The 17,620-nt window shown below is 62.7% G+C and carries 16 protein-coding genes; 8 read left to right on the top strand and 8 right to left on the bottom strand.

The genetic code is table 11. The annotated features are described in order from the left end of the window. Positions 1 to 233 precede the first annotated feature (233 nt). From G3O01_RS43255 to G3O01_RS43270, 4 genes are read right to left on the bottom strand one after another with little or no spacing between them, the layout of a single operon-like run. Entirely contained in the window at positions 234 to 1,301 is a 1,068-nt protein-coding gene (locus G3O01_RS43255) for a 2-aminoethylphosphonate aminotransferase (RefSeq protein ID WP_205813616.1), read from the bottom strand. Next, positions 1,301 to 2,485, bottom strand: a complete 1,185-nt coding sequence (aepY, locus tag G3O01_RS43260) for a phosphonopyruvate decarboxylase (protein WP_205813617.1) — start codon at positions 2,483 to 2,485, stop codon at positions 1,301 to 1,303. Before aepY ends, G3O01_RS43255 begins: the two co-directional genes overlap by 1 nt. Then, positions 2,482 to 4,188 (bottom strand): phosphoenolpyruvate mutase, encoded by a 1,707-nt coding sequence (aepX, locus tag G3O01_RS43265; protein ID WP_205813618.1) that lies wholly within the window; start codon positions 4,186 to 4,188, stop codon positions 2,482 to 2,484. Before aepX ends, aepY begins: the two co-directional genes overlap by 4 nt. A gap of 26 nt (positions 4,189 to 4,214) precedes the next feature. Continuing rightward, positions 4,215 to 4,985 (bottom strand): phosphocholine cytidylyltransferase family protein, encoded by a 771-nt coding sequence (locus G3O01_RS43270; RefSeq protein WP_205813619.1) that lies wholly within the window; start codon positions 4,983 to 4,985, stop codon positions 4,215 to 4,217. Between the two features lie 273 nt (positions 4,986 to 5,258). Here G3O01_RS43270 and G3O01_RS43275 point away from each other — a divergent pair, with 273 nt between their 5' ends. The 3 genes from G3O01_RS43275 (at position 5,259) to G3O01_RS43285 (ending at position 10,155) form a co-directional block, all read left to right on the top strand. Further along, positions 5,259 to 6,362 carry a J domain-containing protein gene (locus G3O01_RS43275; RefSeq protein ID WP_205813620.1) on the top strand — a complete coding sequence of 368 codons (1,104 nt, stop codon included), beginning with the start codon at positions 5,259 to 5,261 and terminating at the stop codon, positions 6,360 to 6,362. 215 nt (positions 6,363 to 6,577) lie between these two features. Then, complete coding sequence (locus G3O01_RS43280) at positions 6,578 to 8,119, top strand: methyl-accepting chemotaxis protein (protein WP_205813621.1); 1,542 nt, start codon at positions 6,578 to 6,580, stop codon at positions 8,117 to 8,119. A gap of 290 nt (positions 8,120 to 8,409) precedes the next feature. Further along, on the top strand, positions 8,410 to 10,155 hold the full coding sequence (locus G3O01_RS43285; RefSeq protein ID WP_205813622.1) for a penicillin-binding protein 2: 1,746 nt from the start codon (positions 8,410 to 8,412) through the stop codon (positions 10,153 to 10,155). Positions 10,156 to 10,174: 19 nt separating this feature from the next. Here the strand turns inward: G3O01_RS43285 and G3O01_RS43290 are convergent, their stop codons facing one another. After that, a complete protein-coding gene (locus tag G3O01_RS43290; protein WP_205813623.1) occupies positions 10,175 to 11,788 on the bottom strand; it encodes a tetratricopeptide repeat-containing glycosyltransferase family protein in 1,614 nt (537 codons plus the stop codon). Positions 11,789 to 12,163: 375 nt separating this feature from the next. Here G3O01_RS43290 and G3O01_RS43295 point away from each other — a divergent pair, with 375 nt between their 5' ends. Together G3O01_RS43295 and G3O01_RS43300 are read left to right on the top strand one after the other, a co-directional pair. Next, entirely contained in the window at positions 12,164 to 13,879 is a 1,716-nt protein-coding gene (locus G3O01_RS43295; protein WP_205813624.1) for a hemagglutinin, read from the top strand. Positions 13,880 to 13,934: 55 nt separating this feature from the next. Next, positions 13,935 to 14,240: a hypothetical protein gene (locus tag G3O01_RS43300; protein ID WP_205813625.1), complete on the top strand. Its 306-nt coding sequence runs from the start codon at positions 13,935 to 13,937 to the stop codon at positions 14,238 to 14,240. 68 nt (positions 14,241 to 14,308) lie between these two features. Here the strand turns inward: G3O01_RS43300 and G3O01_RS43305 are convergent, their stop codons facing one another. Then, entirely contained in the window at positions 14,309 to 14,557 is a 249-nt protein-coding gene (locus G3O01_RS43305; protein WP_205813626.1) for a hypothetical protein, read from the bottom strand. Between the two features lie 342 nt (positions 14,558 to 14,899). On the opposite strand from G3O01_RS43305, the gene G3O01_RS43310 reads away from it, so the two are divergent. Then, on the top strand, positions 14,900 to 15,157 hold the full coding sequence (locus G3O01_RS43310; protein WP_205813627.1) for a DUF2866 domain-containing protein: 258 nt from the start codon (positions 14,900 to 14,902) through the stop codon (positions 15,155 to 15,157). A 72-nt stretch (positions 15,158 to 15,229) separates the two neighbouring features. On the opposite strand, the gene G3O01_RS43315 is transcribed toward G3O01_RS43310, so the two are convergent. Continuing rightward, positions 15,230 to 15,472: a hypothetical protein gene (locus tag G3O01_RS43315; protein ID WP_205813628.1), complete on the bottom strand. Its 243-nt coding sequence runs from the start codon at positions 15,470 to 15,472 to the stop codon at positions 15,230 to 15,232. Positions 15,473 to 15,552: 80 nt separating this feature from the next. Continuing rightward, positions 15,553 to 16,083, bottom strand: a complete 531-nt coding sequence (locus tag G3O01_RS43320; protein ID WP_205813629.1) for a lecithin retinol acyltransferase family protein — start codon at positions 16,081 to 16,083, stop codon at positions 15,553 to 15,555. Positions 16,084 to 16,546: 463 nt separating this feature from the next. Between G3O01_RS43320 and G3O01_RS43325 the strand changes: the two genes are divergently transcribed. Both G3O01_RS43325 and G3O01_RS43330 read left to right on the top strand, forming a co-directional pair. Beyond that, positions 16,547 to 16,831: a hypothetical protein gene (locus tag G3O01_RS43325; protein WP_205813630.1), complete on the top strand. Its 285-nt coding sequence runs from the start codon at positions 16,547 to 16,549 to the stop codon at positions 16,829 to 16,831. Between the two features lie 5 nt (positions 16,832 to 16,836). Continuing rightward, positions 16,837 to 17,607, top strand: a complete 771-nt coding sequence (locus G3O01_RS43330; protein WP_205813631.1) for a protein phosphatase 2C domain-containing protein — start codon at positions 16,837 to 16,839, stop codon at positions 17,605 to 17,607. The last annotated feature ends 13 nt before the right edge of the window (positions 17,608 to 17,620 follow it).

Consider the following 17,620-nt stretch of genomic DNA (forward strand, 5'->3'; position numbering starts at 1 on the left):
CGGAGGACCCGTTGGGGGCCCTCAGGCAGGAACAAGAATTAGCGGTGTTCAGCGGCTTTCTTTTGCCTACTTTTCTTTGCCGCGGCAAAGAAAAGTAGGTGCCGCCCCGCACAGGGGCAACGCGTGAAGCACGAAGGCATATCGCGGATGCCAGCGCAAAAACCAGGCAAACCAAACCGGACATCCCATCACAAACACGCCCGAAACCGGCCCCGCACAAAAAACTCAAACCCTTACTTCATCAAAACATCAAAACTCTCGAGCAACCGCTCGATATCCACAGCATGAATCGCCCCCATCGTAGAGATGCGAAACAGCTCCTTGGACAGCCCACCCTGCCCGGCATAGATAACAAAGCCACGCGCCTTGAGCGCATCATGCAACCGCTCATAAGAGACGCCGTCAGGCAATCGATAAGCCCGCAGCACCACTGAAGACTCTGCCGGCGGCAACACAGCGCCCATCCCCCGCGCCGCGAGCCCCGCACGAGCCTGCTCCGCAAGAGCCGCATAGCGCGCATGCCGCGCCTTCCATCCGCCTTCTTCATCGAGCTCACGCAGCGCTTCCACAAGCGCGTAATAAGCATGCACAGAAGGCGTAAACGGCGTATTGCGCTGATCCTGCAAACTGGCAAGACGCACAAGCCCCAGGTAATACGTGCGGCTCGCAGCAGCCGCCAGAGCATCGCGCTTCACAATCACGAACGCCGCACCCGGCACGCCATGCAAACACTTGTTCGCTGTCGCAGCCACAGCCGCAATCGTGCCTTCCGCAAAATCGATCTCTTCCGCGCCGAAGCTGCTCACACCGTCGACCAGCATCTTCACGCCACGCTCGCGGCAGATCAACGCCAGCGCCTTCAGATCGTTCAACCGTCCCGTCGTCGTCTCATGATGAATCACGGCGACATGCGTAATCGACTTGTCGTTATCGAGCGCAGCGGCAATCCGCGCAAGATCGGGCGCCTGCATCCATTCGTGCTTCACGATGCTATGCGCGATCCGATACTGCGCCGCGATCTGCGAAATACGCTCGCCATACACGCCGTTTTCGACGATCAGCAGCTTGCCGTTCTCCGGCACCAGCGCCGCAATCATACTTTCGACCGCCGCCGTGCCCGAGCCCGTCATCAGCACAGCCGTCCACTGGGCAGGGTCGAGGTCGTACAGCTTGATCAGGCGCGCGCGCGCTTCGTCCTGCAGATCGAAGAACTCGCTCTCGCGATGGCACAGGTCCGTTTGCAGCAGGCTGTTGCGCACACGCTCGGTCAGCGTGACGGGGCCCGGGTTCATCAGCAGCATCAGCGTGCTCCTTCGTTGGTGCCGGCCGTGGCCATGTGGCGCATCAGGCGCGTCTTCACATCGGGCGGCGTGATGGTCGGGCGCGGCAGGCCGTCCGGCGTGCCGCGGCGGATTGCGACGCGCACGAAGCGCGGGCCGTCGGCAAGCGGCGCAGCAAACAGTTCGTCGATCAGGCTCACGTCGTCGCCTTCGACAGCGGACGCATAGCCGCATGCCGACGCCACGCCCGCAAACGACACCTGCGGCGATACCGTCGACTGACCGCCAGTCGAATCGTGCGCCCCATTGTCGAGCAGAATGTGCGTGAGGTTCGACGGGCCATACGCGCCCAGCGTCGCGAACACGCCCATGCGCATCAGCGCGGCGCCGTCGCCGTCGAGCGCGACCACATGGAGGTCCGGACGCGTCAGCGCGAGACCGAGCGCGAACGGCGTCAGACAACCCATCGACCCAACCATGTACAGCTGGTTCGCACGGTCATCAATGGCATAGAGTTCACGTCCGCAAAATCCCGTCGACGCCAGCACCACCGTCGAATTCAACGGCGTATGCGCGATCACGCGTTGCAGTGCTTCATTGCGCGTCGGCAGTGCATCTGGCGCGACATTACGCGACACATCGCGCGCGGCACGCACTTCACGTTTCGTCGCGCGACCCGCATCCTTCAACTCATACGGCGCAACGCTGCCCTTCTGCATCACGAGCGCGTACGGGCGACCCGTCGCGTCCATGTGCGCAATCGCACGGTCCAGCGCAGGTCCGATCGCTTCTGCTTCCGTCGGGAACGTCTCCCACGGAATCTCCATCGTGTCGAGCATGGCCGGCGTGATCGGGCCCATCAACTGATGCTGCGGCTCGTCCGACACACCCGGCTGACCGCGCCACGTAACGATCAACAATTGCGGCAACCTGAACGTCCACGTCAGCGACGTCAGCGGGCTCACGGCATTGCCCAAGCCCGAGTTCTGCATCATCGTCACGCCGCGACGACCGTTCTGCGCGCCGAGCGTGACCCCGGCGATAAACGCAACGGCGTCACCTTCATTCGCCGCCGACACGTAATGCAGCTTCGGATCCTGCAGCACGTAGTTGATGAACGGCGTCAGATACGAGCACGGCACACCCGCATACCAGTCGAAGCCGCGCTCGCGCGCCGCGTCGACGAACTGTGCTGCCTCGATCATTGCGCGGCGCCTCCCGCTGCATCGCCCTTCGCGAGCGGCGTCGCTTCGTGCGCGAAGTCGCCTGCACGACGGAAATCTTCGAGGTCGTTCACACCGCGCCAGTGGCCGTGCACGTATTGCACTTCAATCTGTTCACCCGCTTCGATCAGCGCATTCAGCAGAGCGGGCATGTCGAGCGAATCGAAATCGGGGCGTGCGCGCAGCGTGTTCATCACGGCTTGCAGACGCTCGCGGCCGTCGCCACGCACGTTCAACAGGCCGATCCAGCGGCCATTCGGCGCTTCGCCCTTCACGTCGCCTTCGTTGTTCGCCACGCGGCGCAGCAGCACCTTGTTGCCGAACAGGCCGCGATCGTCGCCCGCCGAGCACCACGCGAAATCGCGCACGCTCTGGTTCGTCGCGCCCGCTTCGGCGACCGTCGTCGAATCGACGACCACGCTGAACGGCGCTTCGCTATCCACCAGATCGCGCACGATGTAGCTGCGGAACAGCAGGTCGCCGTACGAGATCACCGTATCGTTCTGAAGACCGTCGACAGCGCACGCGAGCGACGCCAGTTCGCCCGTCTGCTCGTGACGCTCGTTGACGACGAGCTTGATGCCCGCGGTGTCGATCGCATCGGCGCGATAGCCGCCCACCACCGTGATGTCGTTGAGGCCCTGCTTCTTGAACGCATCGACGAGCCAGCGCAGCAGCGGCTTGCCCGCGATCGGCAGCATGACCTTCGGGCGATCCGTCGTGACGGCCTCAAGGCCCTTGCCGCGGCTCGCAGCCAGCACGACAGCCGAACCCGCCGCGCGCGACGACGACAGATAGCGCTCTTCCGCTTCCGAATACTCATCGGCGTTCTGCAGACGGAAAATTTCGTTGACGGTCGCAATGCGGTCTTCGACGTTGACGAGCGTCTGGCTCTCGTAGATTTCCTTCACGACTGCCTGCATCGCCGACGTGGCCGCGCGAATCTGATGGTTCGCCCAGATCACCGTGCTGATGCCCGCCTTGCGGAACACTTCCGTCGGCGTGCTGTAGTACTTGGTCGGCACGATCACGAGCGGACCGCGACCTGCCCATTCACGTGCGAATTCGAGAATCTCGTCGGGGCGCGACAGCTTGCTGTGAATCAGGATCGCATCCGCGCCCGCCTGGCGATACGCTTCCGCGCGCTTGAGCGCTTCATCCATGCCCCAGCCTGCGATCAGCGCTTCGACACGCGCAACGATCGAGAAATCCTCGTCCGTCTGCGAGTCCTTGCCCGCCTTGATCTTGCCGCAGAATTCGTCGATATCCGCGAGCGGCTGCGCTTCGCCCTTGATGAAGCTGTTCGTCTTCGGGAACACCTTGTCTTCGATACACACGCCCGCGATACCGCGTTGCTCCAGCTTGCGCACGAGGCGGCGCACGTTGTTGAAGTTGCCGTAGCCGGTGTCGCCGTCGAGCAGAATGGGCAGATCGCTCGCGTCGGCCATGAATTCGAGCGTGTCGACGACCTGCGTCCAGCTTGCTTCGTTGTTGTCGCGCACACCGTATTGCGCGGAAATCGCAAGGCCCGAGCCCCAGATACCCTTGAAGCCGGCTTCGCGCACGATGCGTGCGGAAATGCCGTTATGCGCTTCCATCAGGAATTCGAGTTCGTTGCTGGTCAGCATCTGGCGCAGACGTGCGCTGCGCGACAGGGTCGTGAAAGAAGGTTCGCGTGCGTTCATTATGTATGGCTCCTGGGTCGGCCCGTTTAGCGCTTCAGCGCTTCTTGCAAAACCGGCCGCTGCAATTGCGGCAGGACTTCTTCGGTTGCTCGTGCAACGTCGTTTGGAAAATCGATTTCGATCCACGGCAGGCCGGTGACATCGGCCGTATCGAATGCGTGGCTGCGTTCGAGCAGCAGGTCGCGCACCGCTTCTTCGTGCGGCAGGTTCGCGCGGCCACTCTCCACGTAACCCGCGACGATCTCCGCAAAGCGTCGCGCGGCGGCTTCGGTCAAGCGGAAAAAACCCACCGATTCGCCGATCGTGTCGTAGTCGAGGCCGACCGCTAACTGCTTGCGCAACTCGACGGGCACGCCGTGTTTCAGACACAGCTTGACGGGCTCGTCGCCGGCTTCGAAGTCGCGGTCGATCAGCAGACGGTTGGCATGCTCGCCGGCGACGAGCGCGGCCAGCAAGCGTTCGTCGTACAGCACGTCGGCGTCCATCAGCAGCACGTCACCGCCGCGCGTGAGCGCTTCGGCGACCGTGTGCACGGTCAGCACGCTGCCCAGATCGAAACGCGGATTGAGCTTGATCTCCGGCACCTTGCGGCCGGCGCGCGTCAGTTCGGCTTCGACCTGTTCCGGCTGGAAACCGAGCGCGAGAACAACTTCATCGACACCGACCGCTTCGAGCATCTGCAGATGACGCTCGAGCAGCGAGATGCCGTCAAAGCGCAACAGACATTTTGGAAACTGCTCCCCCGGCGGTTGCTGGAGTCGCAAGCCGAGGCCCGCGGCAAGAATGATTGCTCGCATTCGATTTCCAGGGAAAGGTTTAATGGTTTATTGACTCTTTTAATCTGGCGTTCGAAATGGCTTTCACGCTGCGCGCGAAAGGCGTCCCGGCGAGCCAAAAATGGCGACTATATCGGAATTGAGAACGGATTGCAGACCAGCCGCGCCGCTTTTGGCAATTGATGGAATTAGTTTGAAAAATGTGGTGATTTTGTTCGAAATGGACGTTGATCCGCCTGTATCAGCCGATGAAACGGTATGCTGCATTTTCAGTAAATGGGAGGCATGGGTTTCATGAGCAAAGCAGCGGGCCGGCTAGTGACCATCGCGCCGGAAAAGCTACAGGCGCATCGATCGAAGGGTCAGCGGTATTTCAATTCACTCGTCAAGCAGATCGAAAACCGGCGCGGATGGATTGCGCAATGGGAAGCCTTCACGCCCGTCTTTCAGAAGCGGTATGTCGACGAATTCATTCCGCTGCGGCAGGCTTCGATGGATGCGCAGGTGAAGCTTGTCCACCGCCTCGACGCGTTGCATGGCGACAAGGCGTTCAATGCCATCGAGCGCCGCCTGATGTCGCAACTGATCCGCGAGCTGACGCAGCAGCTGATCGGCGTGCATGCCGACCCGATGCTAAAGCCGATTCACGACCGGCATGCCGACACCTCGTACGACACGCAAGCCGGATTCGACATCGAACACGCGAAAGCGATGATGGAAGAGATGCTCGGCACCGAGTTCGTCGACGGACTGGACACGGACTCGCCTGAGGCGTTCATGAAGCACGCATCGGAGAAATTCGAGGAACTGCGTGCACAGGCCGCCGCAAAAGCACAGGCCCGCGAAGAGCGCCGCGCCAGGCGCAAGAAGACACCGAAGCAGCTCGCCGCCGAAGCACGCAAGGAAGCGGCGCAGGCGGAGATCAGCCAGTCGCTGCGCGATGTCTATCGCAAGCTGGCGAGCGCGCTGCATCCCGATCGCGAACCCGACGCCGAAGAACGCGCGCGCAAGACCGCATTGATGCAACGGGTCAACGAGGCGTACGCGAAACGCAATCTGCTGCAATTGCTGGAGTTGCAACTGGAACTCGAACATATCGATCAGAAAACCATCGACGGCATCAGCGAAGAAAGACTCAACCACTTCAACAGCGTGTTGAAAGAACAATTGGGTGAACTGGACCGCGAACTCGCGGACATACGCGGCAGGTTCAGAGGCACTTTCGGTTTTCCCTACGGCCCTCTCACGGTCCCTGAACGCGCGATGGAAGATCTCGATGCAGAGATCGCGCACCGCGGGAACATGGTGCGCGGGATCGAAAAAGATCTGCACACATTCGACGACCTCCAGCAAACCAAAGCCTGGCTGAAAGCGCTTAAGCGCCGCCGGTCCATCTGAACCCGCGCGATTTCCTCTCCCACGTTGGGCGCGCTCGCGCCCGGCTTCTCGTCATACCAATACCCGTTATGCCAATTACGGGTTTCCCCGCCTCCAGCAACCGTTTGCGGCAGTCGTAAACCCTGTCAGGCATTGCCTGTATCTGCCGCCATCGATCCCGCACAAACCCCGAAGACCGCTACACGCAACTCCAGCCGCCGCAAGCACAACACACCATGACCCTGAACAAGAAACTCGCCTCGATGGTTGCCATCCTGTGGATCGGCCTCGTTCTTATCGGCGCGTTCGGCGCGTGGCAAAGCCGCTCGTCGATGATCGCCGACCGGCGCGACCAGCTGACGACGCTCGTCGAGCAGGCCAATTCGATCGTCAACCGCTACTACACGCTGTCGCAACAGCATGTGATGAGCGAAGCCGACGCGAAGAAGCAGGCCCTCGACACGCTATCCGCGCTGCGCTACGGCACCGACGGCTATCTGTCCGTCAACGATTCGCAGCCCGTCATGCTGATGCATCCGTTCAAGGCTGCGCTGGTCGGCAAGAACCTGTCGGGCTTCACGGATCCGGCGGGCAACCATCTGTTCACCGATATCGTCACTGCGGCGAACGGCAGCAAAGGCGGCTTCGTCGACTACCTGTGGTCGAAGCCCGGCAGCGACACGCCCGTGCCGAAGACCAGCTACGCGCTGCGTTTCGCCCCGTGGGACTGGGTGCTGGTCACCGGCATGTACATGGACGACGTGCAGAAAGCCTTTTATGTCGATCTCGGACGCTGGCTCGTCATCACCTTCGTGCTCGGCGGCATCGCGACGGTCGTGATGGTGCTCGTGCTGCGCAGCGTGAAGCGCACGCTCGGCGGCGATCTGGAAGTGGCCGTCGAAGCGACCCAGCGCATCGCGCGCGGCGATCTTGCGACGCCCGTGCCCGTCGCCCGCGACGACCGCGCGAGCCTGCTGCACGCGCTGCACACGATGCAGAAGGGTCTCGTCGATACCGTCTCGCGCGTGCGCGCGGGTACCGAGAACATTAACGTCGGCGCGAGCGAAATCGCCGCCGGCAACACCGATCTGTCGCAACGCACGGAAGAACAGGCGGCCGCCCTCGTGCAGACCGCGTCGAGCATGGACGAGATGACGTCGAATGTGAAGCAGAACGCCGACAGCGCGGCAACGGCCGCAGGTCTTGCCAGCGAAGCCGCGAACATCGCGACGCGCGGCAGCCGCGTGGTCGACGACGTGGTGCGCACGATGGGCGACATCACCAGCAGTTCGAAGCAGATCGGCGACATCATCGGCGTGATCGACGGCATCGCGTTCCAGACCAACATCCTCGCGCTGAACGCCGCTGTCGAAGCCGCCCGCGCTGGCGAGCAGGGCCGCGGCTTCGCGGTCGTCGCAGCGGAAGTGCGAAGTCTCGCGCAGCGCTCGGCGACGGCGGCGAAGGAAATCAAGGCGCTGATCGAAACGTCGACGGGCAGTGTCGAGGAAGGCGCGGCGCTGGTCGCGAACGCCGGTTCGACGATGGGCGAGATCGTCGCATCGGTGCGCCGCGTGAACGAGATTCTCGAAGAGATCAGCCATGCGTCGCGCGAACAGAGCGCGGGCATCGAGCAGGTGAACCGCGCCGTTGGCGAAATGGATCAGGTCACGCAGCAGAACGCGGCGCTCGTCGAGCAGGCAGCGGCGGCCGCGCACTCGCTGAAGGATCAGGTCGGCGTGCTGCGCGAAGCGATTTCGAGCTTCTCGCTGCCCGCCTGAACGCCCGGGTTACGACACGCGACACGACGCGGCACAATAAAAAGAAGGCGCTCATCGAGCGCCTCATTAACACGCCGCGTCGGAGACGACGCATCAGTTGAACGGGCAAGCGCGGCCGCTTTTCAACGCCGCGCTGCGCACTACGTGCGCGTGGCCACATTCGATCCGGCCGCCCGGCCCGGTCCAGACCGCAAAAACCTTGCACGAAGCTCGCATCGAGATTACGTTCTTATTACAATCTGGTCCATATTCACTGTGGACCGGTTGCCAGAACGGCCGGCTTCGCCCTCATGATCCGCAAGAAACACGATCCGTACGCGCCTGTCGCGAAGAACCCCGTGCTCGTCGCGCGTCTGCCGATGTGGCGTTCGAAGCTGATCGTGATCATCGTGTTCGCGGCGTTTGCTGCGCTGATTGGCCGCGCGTTCTGGGTGCAGGTGGTCAATCAGGACTTCTACGTCGAGCAGGGGCAGAAGCGCTATCAACGCACCATCGAACTCGACGCGACGCGCGGGCGCATCGTCGATCGCCATGGCGCGATGCTGGCCGTCAGTCTCGCGACGTATGAAATCTGGGCATCGCCGAAACTGCTCGACGAAGCGGCGTATCCGCCGCTGGCGAAACTGCTCGACATGCCGCTCGCGGACTTCAGGCACCGTGTTTCCGGCGACAAGAACTTCGTGTTGCTCAAGCGTCAGGTGAACGCGGAAACGGCTGCTCATATCGACAAGCTCAATCTCGCGGGCATCACGCGCATTGCGGATTCGAAGCGCTTTTATCCCGAGGGGGAATCCGCGGCGCACGTGGTCGGCTTCACCGATATCGAAGACAACGGTCAGGAAGGTATCGAGCTGGCCGCCAACGAGATGCTCTCCGGCGAGCCGGGCGAACGCGAGGTGATCCGCGACCGCCTCGGGCGCGTGGTGTCGGACACGCGCCCGCTCACGCCGGCGCAGAACGGCGCGACCGTGCATCTGACCATCGACCGCCGCATCCAGCAGCTTGCCTACGCGCAGCTCAAGGCCGCTGTGGCGAAACACAGCGCGCAGGCGGGCAGCGTCGTCGTACTCGACGCGCGTAACGGCGAGATTCTCGCGCTCGCCAACTATCCGAGCTTCGATCCGAACGACCGCGCGCGGCTCACGGGCAAGCAGTTGCGCAACCGCGCGGTGGTCGACACGTTCGAGCCGGGTTCGACGATCAAGCCGCTGGTGGTCGCCTTGTCGCTCGACCGCGGGCTCGTGCGGCCGGGCACGATGATCGACACGGCGCCCGGCTGGTACAAGATCGGCCCGAGCGTGATCCACGACACGTCGAACCACGGCCGCATGACGATCGCCGAAGCGTTGCAGAAGTCGAGCAATATCGCGCTCGCCAAGCTCGCGCTGAACCTGCCCGCCGAAACCATCTGGAACAAGTATCAGGAGTACGGACTGGGCCGCGCGCCCGAACTGACGTTTCCGGGCGTCGCGGCAGGCCGCGTGCGACCGTTCGCGCGCTGGCGGCCCATCGAACAGGCGACGATGGCCTATGGCTACGGCCTGTCGGCATCGCTGCTGCAGATCGCGCAGGTCTACACCGCGTATGCGGGGGACGGCACGCTCTACCCCGCGCGATTACTGATCGATCCAACGCAAGCGGCGCCCGACGGTCAGCGCGTGACCACGCCCTCGACCGCCGCCGCCATCCGCTCGATGCTCGAAATGGCGACCAGCGAAGGCGGCACGGGGCGCGCGGCGAATGTCGACGGTTACCGTATTGGAGGCAAGACGGGCACGGCGCGCAAGCAGGTCGGCGCGACTTACGCGAAGGGCCGTTACCGCTCGCTGTTCGTCGGCATGGCGCCGATGAGCGATCCGCGTCTGGTGGTCGCCGTGATGATCGACGATCCTGCGGGGCGGGCGTTTTATGGCGGTACGGTCGCGGGCCCGGTGTTCAGCGCGGTCACGGGCGGCTCGTTGCAATTGCTCGGCGTGCCGCCAGATGCACCGGTGAAGACGCCTGCTTCCGAAGTCACGTACGCGCCGGGCGTTTGACACGCAGCGCTTTCAGACTTCAGGCGCGACGGTGCGCGAGCGCGTCAAGGTCGTGTGCAAGCGCGTCCATCACCGGCTGCCATTGCGCGAATTCGTGCTGCCGGTAGAGCGTCGCCGTCGGATACCACGGGCTGTCGCGCCGGCCCGTCATCCATGTCCAGTACGGATTCACATCGAGCAGCACCCAGGCGCGCCGGCCGAGCGCGCCCGCCAGATGTGCCGCCGACGTGCACACGCTGATCACCAGATCCAGTTCGCTGACGAATGCGGCCGTGTCGTCGAAGTCGCGCCATTCGTGGGTGAAATCGTCGATGCAAAGGCCGGCTGCGCGAGCCGCTTCGACATCCGCATGCGCGCCCGGCTGCAGCGAATAGAACGCGATATCGCCTGTTCCCCGAAATGCCTGTGCATAGCGCTCCCAGCCGACGCGCCGGAAGCGGTTGCGTCCGTGGTTCAGGCTGCCTGTCCATGCAAGCCCTACTTTCAGGCGCTTTTCTTGTGAGAGGCGTGCGCGCCAGGCTTCGCGCAATGCGGAGTCGGCATGAAGATATGGCGTCACTGACGGAATCGAATCGACGCGCGTGCCAAGCATCATCGGCGCGCTCGCGAGCGGCAGTTCGAAGTCGAACGGCGGCAGTGCTTCGATATCGCTCGCCGTCGAGTACTCGTCGACATGCCCGCCGAAGCTGCGCCGCAATAGCGCGCCCATCTGCGCAAACGAATTCCACACGATGCGTCCGCCTTCGCGATGCACGCGCTGCGCGAGAAGCGGAATGAAGCGGCAGAACTGCAGCACGTCGCCCATGCCCTGCTCGCCCCACACGAGCAAGGTCTTGTCTTCAAGCGATTCGCCGCGCCATTGCGGCTTGCCGAACTGCGGACGTCCGCTCGTCAGCATGCTCGCCGGATCGTCCCAGCGCGCTTCGTGCGCGGGCCAACCGTCGGCGTAGTTGCCGCGCAGCAGATGCAGCACGCCCAGCGACGTGCGCAGGGATGCGTCGTCGGGTGCGAGCGTGGAGGCTGTCGACGCATGTGTCAGCGCGTCGTCCCAGCGTTGTGCTTCCTTCAACGCCTGCGCGAGGTTGCCATGCGCATGCGCGTTCGAGGGCGCGATCTCGACGGCACGGTGCGCTGCCGCCAGCGCGCCGTCGAGATCGAAGCATGCGCGCCGCACGCTCATCAGGTTGATCCACAGCGCAAAGTCCGACGGCTCCGATAGGGCAGCCGCTTCGAGCAGGTGCTGGACTTCGAAGGGATCGCCGCTTGTGTGATTCAGCGCGATCGCAAGGTTCTTGCGCAATTGCGGAAACGCGGGGTCGATGGCGAGCGCGTGGCGATATGGCCTGAGTGCATCGCGATGCCGGTTTGCAATCTGCAGCGCGTAACCGTGGCGCACGTTTGCCGCCGCGCTATGCGGGTCCAGTTGCGCGACGGTTTCGACTATCGCAAGGGCTTGCTCGCCCTTCTGCTGTGCGAGCAGCGCGAGCATCAGCCGGTCGATCGACGCGCCATCGGTTGGGTGCAGATGCGACGCGGCGTCGAGCCATAGCGTATGTGCGCGGGCGTCGCCAATGGTCTGCGCGGCGGCGGCGTGTCGAAGGAACGCTATGAATGGAGCGAGGATTGGCGACATGAGAGCGGAGTGAAGGACGCGACGGCCGCGCGTATGTGGCGCGCAGTGTCGGATATTCTCTGGCGAGCGATCGGGCGGGTCGTAAAGAAACGTCAAGCGCCTCGTCGTTTAAAGCCCCACCCTCAATCCCTCGCCCACCACCATCCCGCCCCGTTTGCCCGCCGTTTTAAACGGGAACGGCATCTAAAGTCGCGCCCCACCCAGCCGATATTCCAGCAGAGGCAAACGCCTCACGCGTTGCTCCAGCGTTCCCGTAGTCAGTCTCGCCTTGTGCGTCGACCTCGCGAGTCCGCTTCACGCACATCACCGACTGATACGCCGGCACGGTTCGCACGACCGCGCCGCATACCCGGCAAGACCGGAAAGGAACCTGCGATGAGCAGCCAGCGCACGCTATCGACAGCAGCACGCGCGAGCCTCGCGCTCGCATCGGCACTCGCCCTCACGCTGGCGGGATGCGGCGGTGGCGGAGGCGGCAGCACGCCCGTCTCCAACATCGCCAAAGGCACATCCAGTACGACCGGTACGTCGACCATCGCCGCGGATGGCAAGCTGCACGCCGCCTGTCAGTCCTGCTCGGCCACCGACGACGCAACCTACGCCGGCAGCGGCGCCGGCATCTGGCAAGCGATCAACGCCACGGGCGCCGCGCTCGACGTGCCCGTCAGCATCAAGGGACTGGCCGGACAGAACGTGACGCTCGTCTTCACCAATGAAAGCGCGAGCACGCAAACCATGGCGTCGATTGCGCTGAGCGCGAACATGTCGGCATCGATCCTGCGCGCGCAATCGCAGGCCGCCACGACGGCGGCGACGGCCACCAGCGAAAGCCCGACGCTCGCCGCCATCCGCGACTTCAACTATCAGGGCTGGACATCGCTCGCGACGAACCAGGTCACGGCCACCGCGCGCTACGCGGCCAGTGGCACGACCACGACGTATCAGGTCGGCGACACGCGCACGTTCTATTACGCCGACAACTCCGCGCGCACCACGACGCTCGCGCAAACGGCGACCACGTCCGACGGCACCACGGTCAACCTGTGGGTCGAATCGTCCGAACTCGGCACGGGGAAAATCACGCCCGCGATCGTCACGTCGCTGATCACGCAGTACGCGCAGTCAGGCGGCATCTACGACATGCTGGTGCGCGTCGGCGGCCCGCTGTATGGGCCGAACAGCCAGTCGAGCCTGATCGACGGCACGCATCAGCCGATCGATCTCGTCGTGATGAACTTCGACAACAATGGCCAGGCGTTCGGCCTGCTCGGCTACTTCTGGGCGCTCAACAACTTCAAGACGGGGGCGGGCCAGCTCGCATACAGCAACCAGTCGATCTCGCTCTATCTCGACTCCGAAACGCTCTATCTGGGCGGCACGTACGGCATGAACCAGATGCTGACGACGATGGCGCACGAAAGCATGCACATGCAGAACTTCTATCGACGCTCGGTCCTGATGGGCTCGCAATACGCATTCGAACCGTGGCTCGAAGAAATGTCGGCGATGATGATGGAAGACTGGGCGAGCGCCACGATCGTGCCCGGCTACAACGCGATCCGCGACGCCCGCTTCCCGACATACATGACGTATGCGGGCCACGGCAGCTACAACTGCGGCCTCACGACATGGACGCCCTATGGCACCGATTGCGAAAGCTATGCAGTGAACGGCTCGTTCGGCGGCTATCTGAACCGGCAGTTCGGGCTGTCGTTCTATCAGTCGTTGCTGAACAACAGGAATCACACCGCTTCCATCGATATCCTCAACGAGGTCATCGGCAATGCACAGGCAGGCGCGAGCGTGCCGTCGATGCTGCGCGATTTCGCTTCGGCGGCGAGCGGCCTGATTCCGCTGTCGTCGAATGTCACGGGTTTCACGATGCCTGCGCGCAGCGAAGCCGGTTTCACCTTGCCCGCGATCGATCCCACATCGCTTTATGGCGGCGCGACGCGCGATCTGCCGACCTCTGTGCCTGTGACGCTCGCGGTGCTCGGCACGTTTCCTGTCGTGCGCTCTCGTGTGAGCGGCACGTATAGCGAGACCGTGCGTGTTCCTGTGGGCACGACGCTGTCGGTCGTGGTCGACTGAACTTGCGCTTCAAGTGTGATTCAATGGATTCAGTCACTCGTAAAGGCCAACGCTCGTGAGCATCAAACGAAACATCGTGCTGTGTGCACTCGCGTTGATGCATGTGGCTTGCGCCGCGCCGCTGCATTTCGGTGAATCCGTCGATCTGTCTGGGCGGCTCGCGTTGCGCGGTAATGAGCCGTTCATTTATCCCGTCGTTTACGATGCGCGCGGTGTGTTCGAGCTTGAAGGTATGACGCGGGAGCAGGCGCTGTCGCTACAAAACCAGCAGGTGAAAGTGCATGGCACGGTGACGCGCGCGGATATGCATGGGGCGCAATTGCCTGCTGTGCGTGTCGAATCGCTGAAAACGGCGCCGTGAAGCCGCCTTCTCCGATAATTTGACCAAGGTCGCGTATCACACTGCTATTCACGCGTCTTAAGCTTCGTTTAATTCTTCCCTGTAAATATGCGGCTCAACATCCCCTGTTGAGCCGCCTGAGCACCGGCGGCGTTTTTTTGGATTTCTGTCTGCTGCAGGTTTGGTTTGGTTTGCTTTGGTTTGCTTTGGTTTGCTTTGTTTGTCGCTGGCATCCGCGTTTTGCCTTCGTGCTTCACGCGTTGCCCCTGTGCGGGGCGGCACCTACTTTTCTTTGCCGGCTGCAAAGAAAAGTAGGCAAAAGAAAGCAGCATCAGCATCTGCCCATGGACAACAGCGTCCCCACTAAAACAAGGACTCTGGTACGTCCGATGCCGCTGGTTGTGGCGCTGATTGGGCCTTCGCCAATGCGCTGGCAACCTGCGTTCGACAAGACGCGAGTGCGCGAAGCGTGGGGCCGTCGGGAGCCCGTGGGCAAAGGTCAAGGGCTGGCGGTGTGAGCCGCTTTCTTTTGCCTACTTTTCTTTGCGGCGGCAAAGAAAAGTAGGTGCCGCCCCGCACAGGGGCGACGCATGAAGAACCAATAACAAAACGCGGATGCCAGCAAAAAACCAAGCAAACCAGACCAAAAGCGTCGCAGACAAAAAGAAAGGAGCGCCCCGATGCCCATCGAACCAACAGTCCTCGATCATCTCCACGCCCTGAACGGCAACGCGCAAGCCCTATCGATCCGCAGTTGCACCGTCTCCCCGCCAATCGAGCACCCATGGGCGCCCCCTTACCGGCTGGTCGAATGGACCTTCAGACACGACGTTGAATCCTTCCGGCGCGTCGTGCCTGCCGAGAGCACGCCTCGTCAGATTGCCGAAGCCGTGATGTCGCACGTGCCGGGGCGGCGCTTCTGCCAGCCTGGCGGATAGATTGCGCGCCGCACAGCGCAAGCCGCTCGATACGCGGGCCGCGAGCGCTCGATGCCGGGTTACCGTTTTTCATCACGCAGTCCTCCAGGCAGGCATCACCGGCCGCGACTGGGCGGGCGGGAACACATTCCACGATCCGTCGTCGTGACGGAAGAAGAAGATCGACAGCAGCCCATTCGGGCGTACCGCTTCGACACACACGCAACGACGGTGCATCTGCGTGCGGCAGAAGCGCACCACGCGCGCGGGCATCGCGGGCGTCGGCGCAAGCCATTTGTCGACGGCCCAATGCAGCGTTTTTCCGGTCGGGCTCATGGTGGTCTCCTTCGCTTTCCTGATTGCATTTACGGCATTCGGTACTTCGAACTTCAGTCGCCGAGGTTCAATTTCGACGCTCATGCTGCGTTAACAACGGCACGGCCTGTTTTCATCCGGTTGCCGATAAATGCGCTGATGAGGCACAGCACGGCATGTGCGCCGGCACGCGGATGCGTGAGGCAGACATGGACCTGTTCGCTGCGGCTTTCGCCAAGCAGGCACCATGCGCAGAAGTGCTCGCAGTTGTTGGTCAGCAGGCGATAGTGGTTTTCGCCAAGGCGCGAACGGGCGCGCAGCACGGTTTGTTCGGCGGAGAACTTCGGGAACGGATGCGGGCGAACGGCAACGGCGTGACCGTCGGCGAATGCTTCGAGCGCCACTTCTTCGACCGGACCGCGATGAGCGGACTTCGCGAAACCTGCGTAGTGAATGACCTTGCCACCGCCTACATAGATGCCGTGATGTTCGTAGCCGCGGCGTTGCGTGATCAGGTGCGCGCCAAGGGCGGGTTCGTCGCTGGAACCGTCGAGTGCGATATCTGCCGATGCATAAGCAGCTGCACGGTTAGCACCTTGTTCACTGCGCGATTGTTGGAGGTTGCGGTTCATGGCTTTGCCCCGGTATCCGATTCAAAAGGCCAACACTGTTGCAGGCTCTTTTGCATCAACCGGGCCAGTCCATCTAACCCATTGATTTATCTAGCTGTTTCGTCCTTCACGGTGGTTTTATGGCGGCTTGATGTACGGATAATTCCAACAGAATTTTTGTCTGTTGTGTTGCATGGGTGCCATCACTTTTCGCTCCGCGCCCTCTCATGGGCGACGGTGGGGCGGCCGCGCAAATGTGTTGGCCGTCCCACCGTTCAGCGTCGCACGCTGTTGGATGAGCACCAACGTAGCGAAGCCCTCGCGCGCGACGCGCGCGTATGTGTGTCTTTTCTAGCCCGCGCCCAGCAACGCCTCGCGAGAAACCGCACACATGGGCGGCAAATTGGCACGGCCCTTGCACCTTATGTCGCAATTTCCATTAACTTTGCGGCTGCGTGACAGGCGGCCTTACCGGAGACACGCCATGGCTTCCATCAGCATCAGCGATCTTTCTCACAACCTCGCCCTCGACCGCAAGGCGATGTCCGCCATCAGCGGCGGCGGCGGCGCACCGTGGGTTTTCGGCTGGATCACACCCTACGTGCACGACACGCCGAGCGTCGGACCTGTCGTCAACCTGTACGACATCACGAACAACTTCTATGCTAACCAGATGGTCAATCAGTTCCAGAAGGTTGACGTGAACAACACGGGCAACAATTCGAACGTCATTGTTGCTCCCGACGCACGCAGTACGAACCTGGCCTAGATGTCGTGACCTGTATCAGCCAATTCCGGTGGGCGTCGGCGGCGCGCACCGACACGGGACGCGTGCGTGAGATCAATGAGGACGCGTGCCTCGATCAGCCGCAGCGCGGCCGTTGGGCCGTGGCTGACGGCATGGGCGGGCACGACGTCGGCGATCTCGCGAGCCAGCTCGTGGTCGAAACGCTTGGCCAGTTGCCGGAACAGGCGGGCATCAAGCAGTGCATTGCCGAGGCGCGCACGCGCCTGCAGGATGCGAACCGCCAGCTGCGCGATGAAGCGAGCCGCCGCCAGGTGCAGCGCATCGGCACCACGGTCGTCGTGCTGCTCGCGTGCGACCGTTTCTGCGGCTACCTGTGGGCGGGCGACAGCCGCATCTATCTGCTGCGGCAAGGGCAATTGCGGCAGTTGACGCGCGATCACAGCCAGGTGGAAGAGCTTCGGCAATCCGGTTATCTGACGGAAGAGGAAGCGCGCCATCACCCGGCGCACAACATCATCACGCGCGCCGTGGGCGCGACGGATCATCTCGATCTCGACGAAGACGCGATCGAAGTCGCCGACGGCGATGTATTCCTGCTGTGCAGCGACGGCCTCAGCAATGAAGTGACTGACGAAGAGATCCAGCAGACGCTTGCGAGCGTCGACTGTCTGCGTGCACCGCATGAACTCGTCGATATCGCGCTGGCGCGCGGCGGACGCGACAACATCACCGCTGTCGTCGTACAGGCGGAAGATCCTCAAGCGTCTGACAAAACGCTACTGAATCCATCGCCTTGATACTTCTTCGACG

It is taken from the genome of Burkholderia sp. Ac-20365, from assembly GCF_017104715.1.
Classification (GTDB): Bacteria; Pseudomonadota; Gammaproteobacteria; order Burkholderiales; family Burkholderiaceae; genus Paraburkholderia.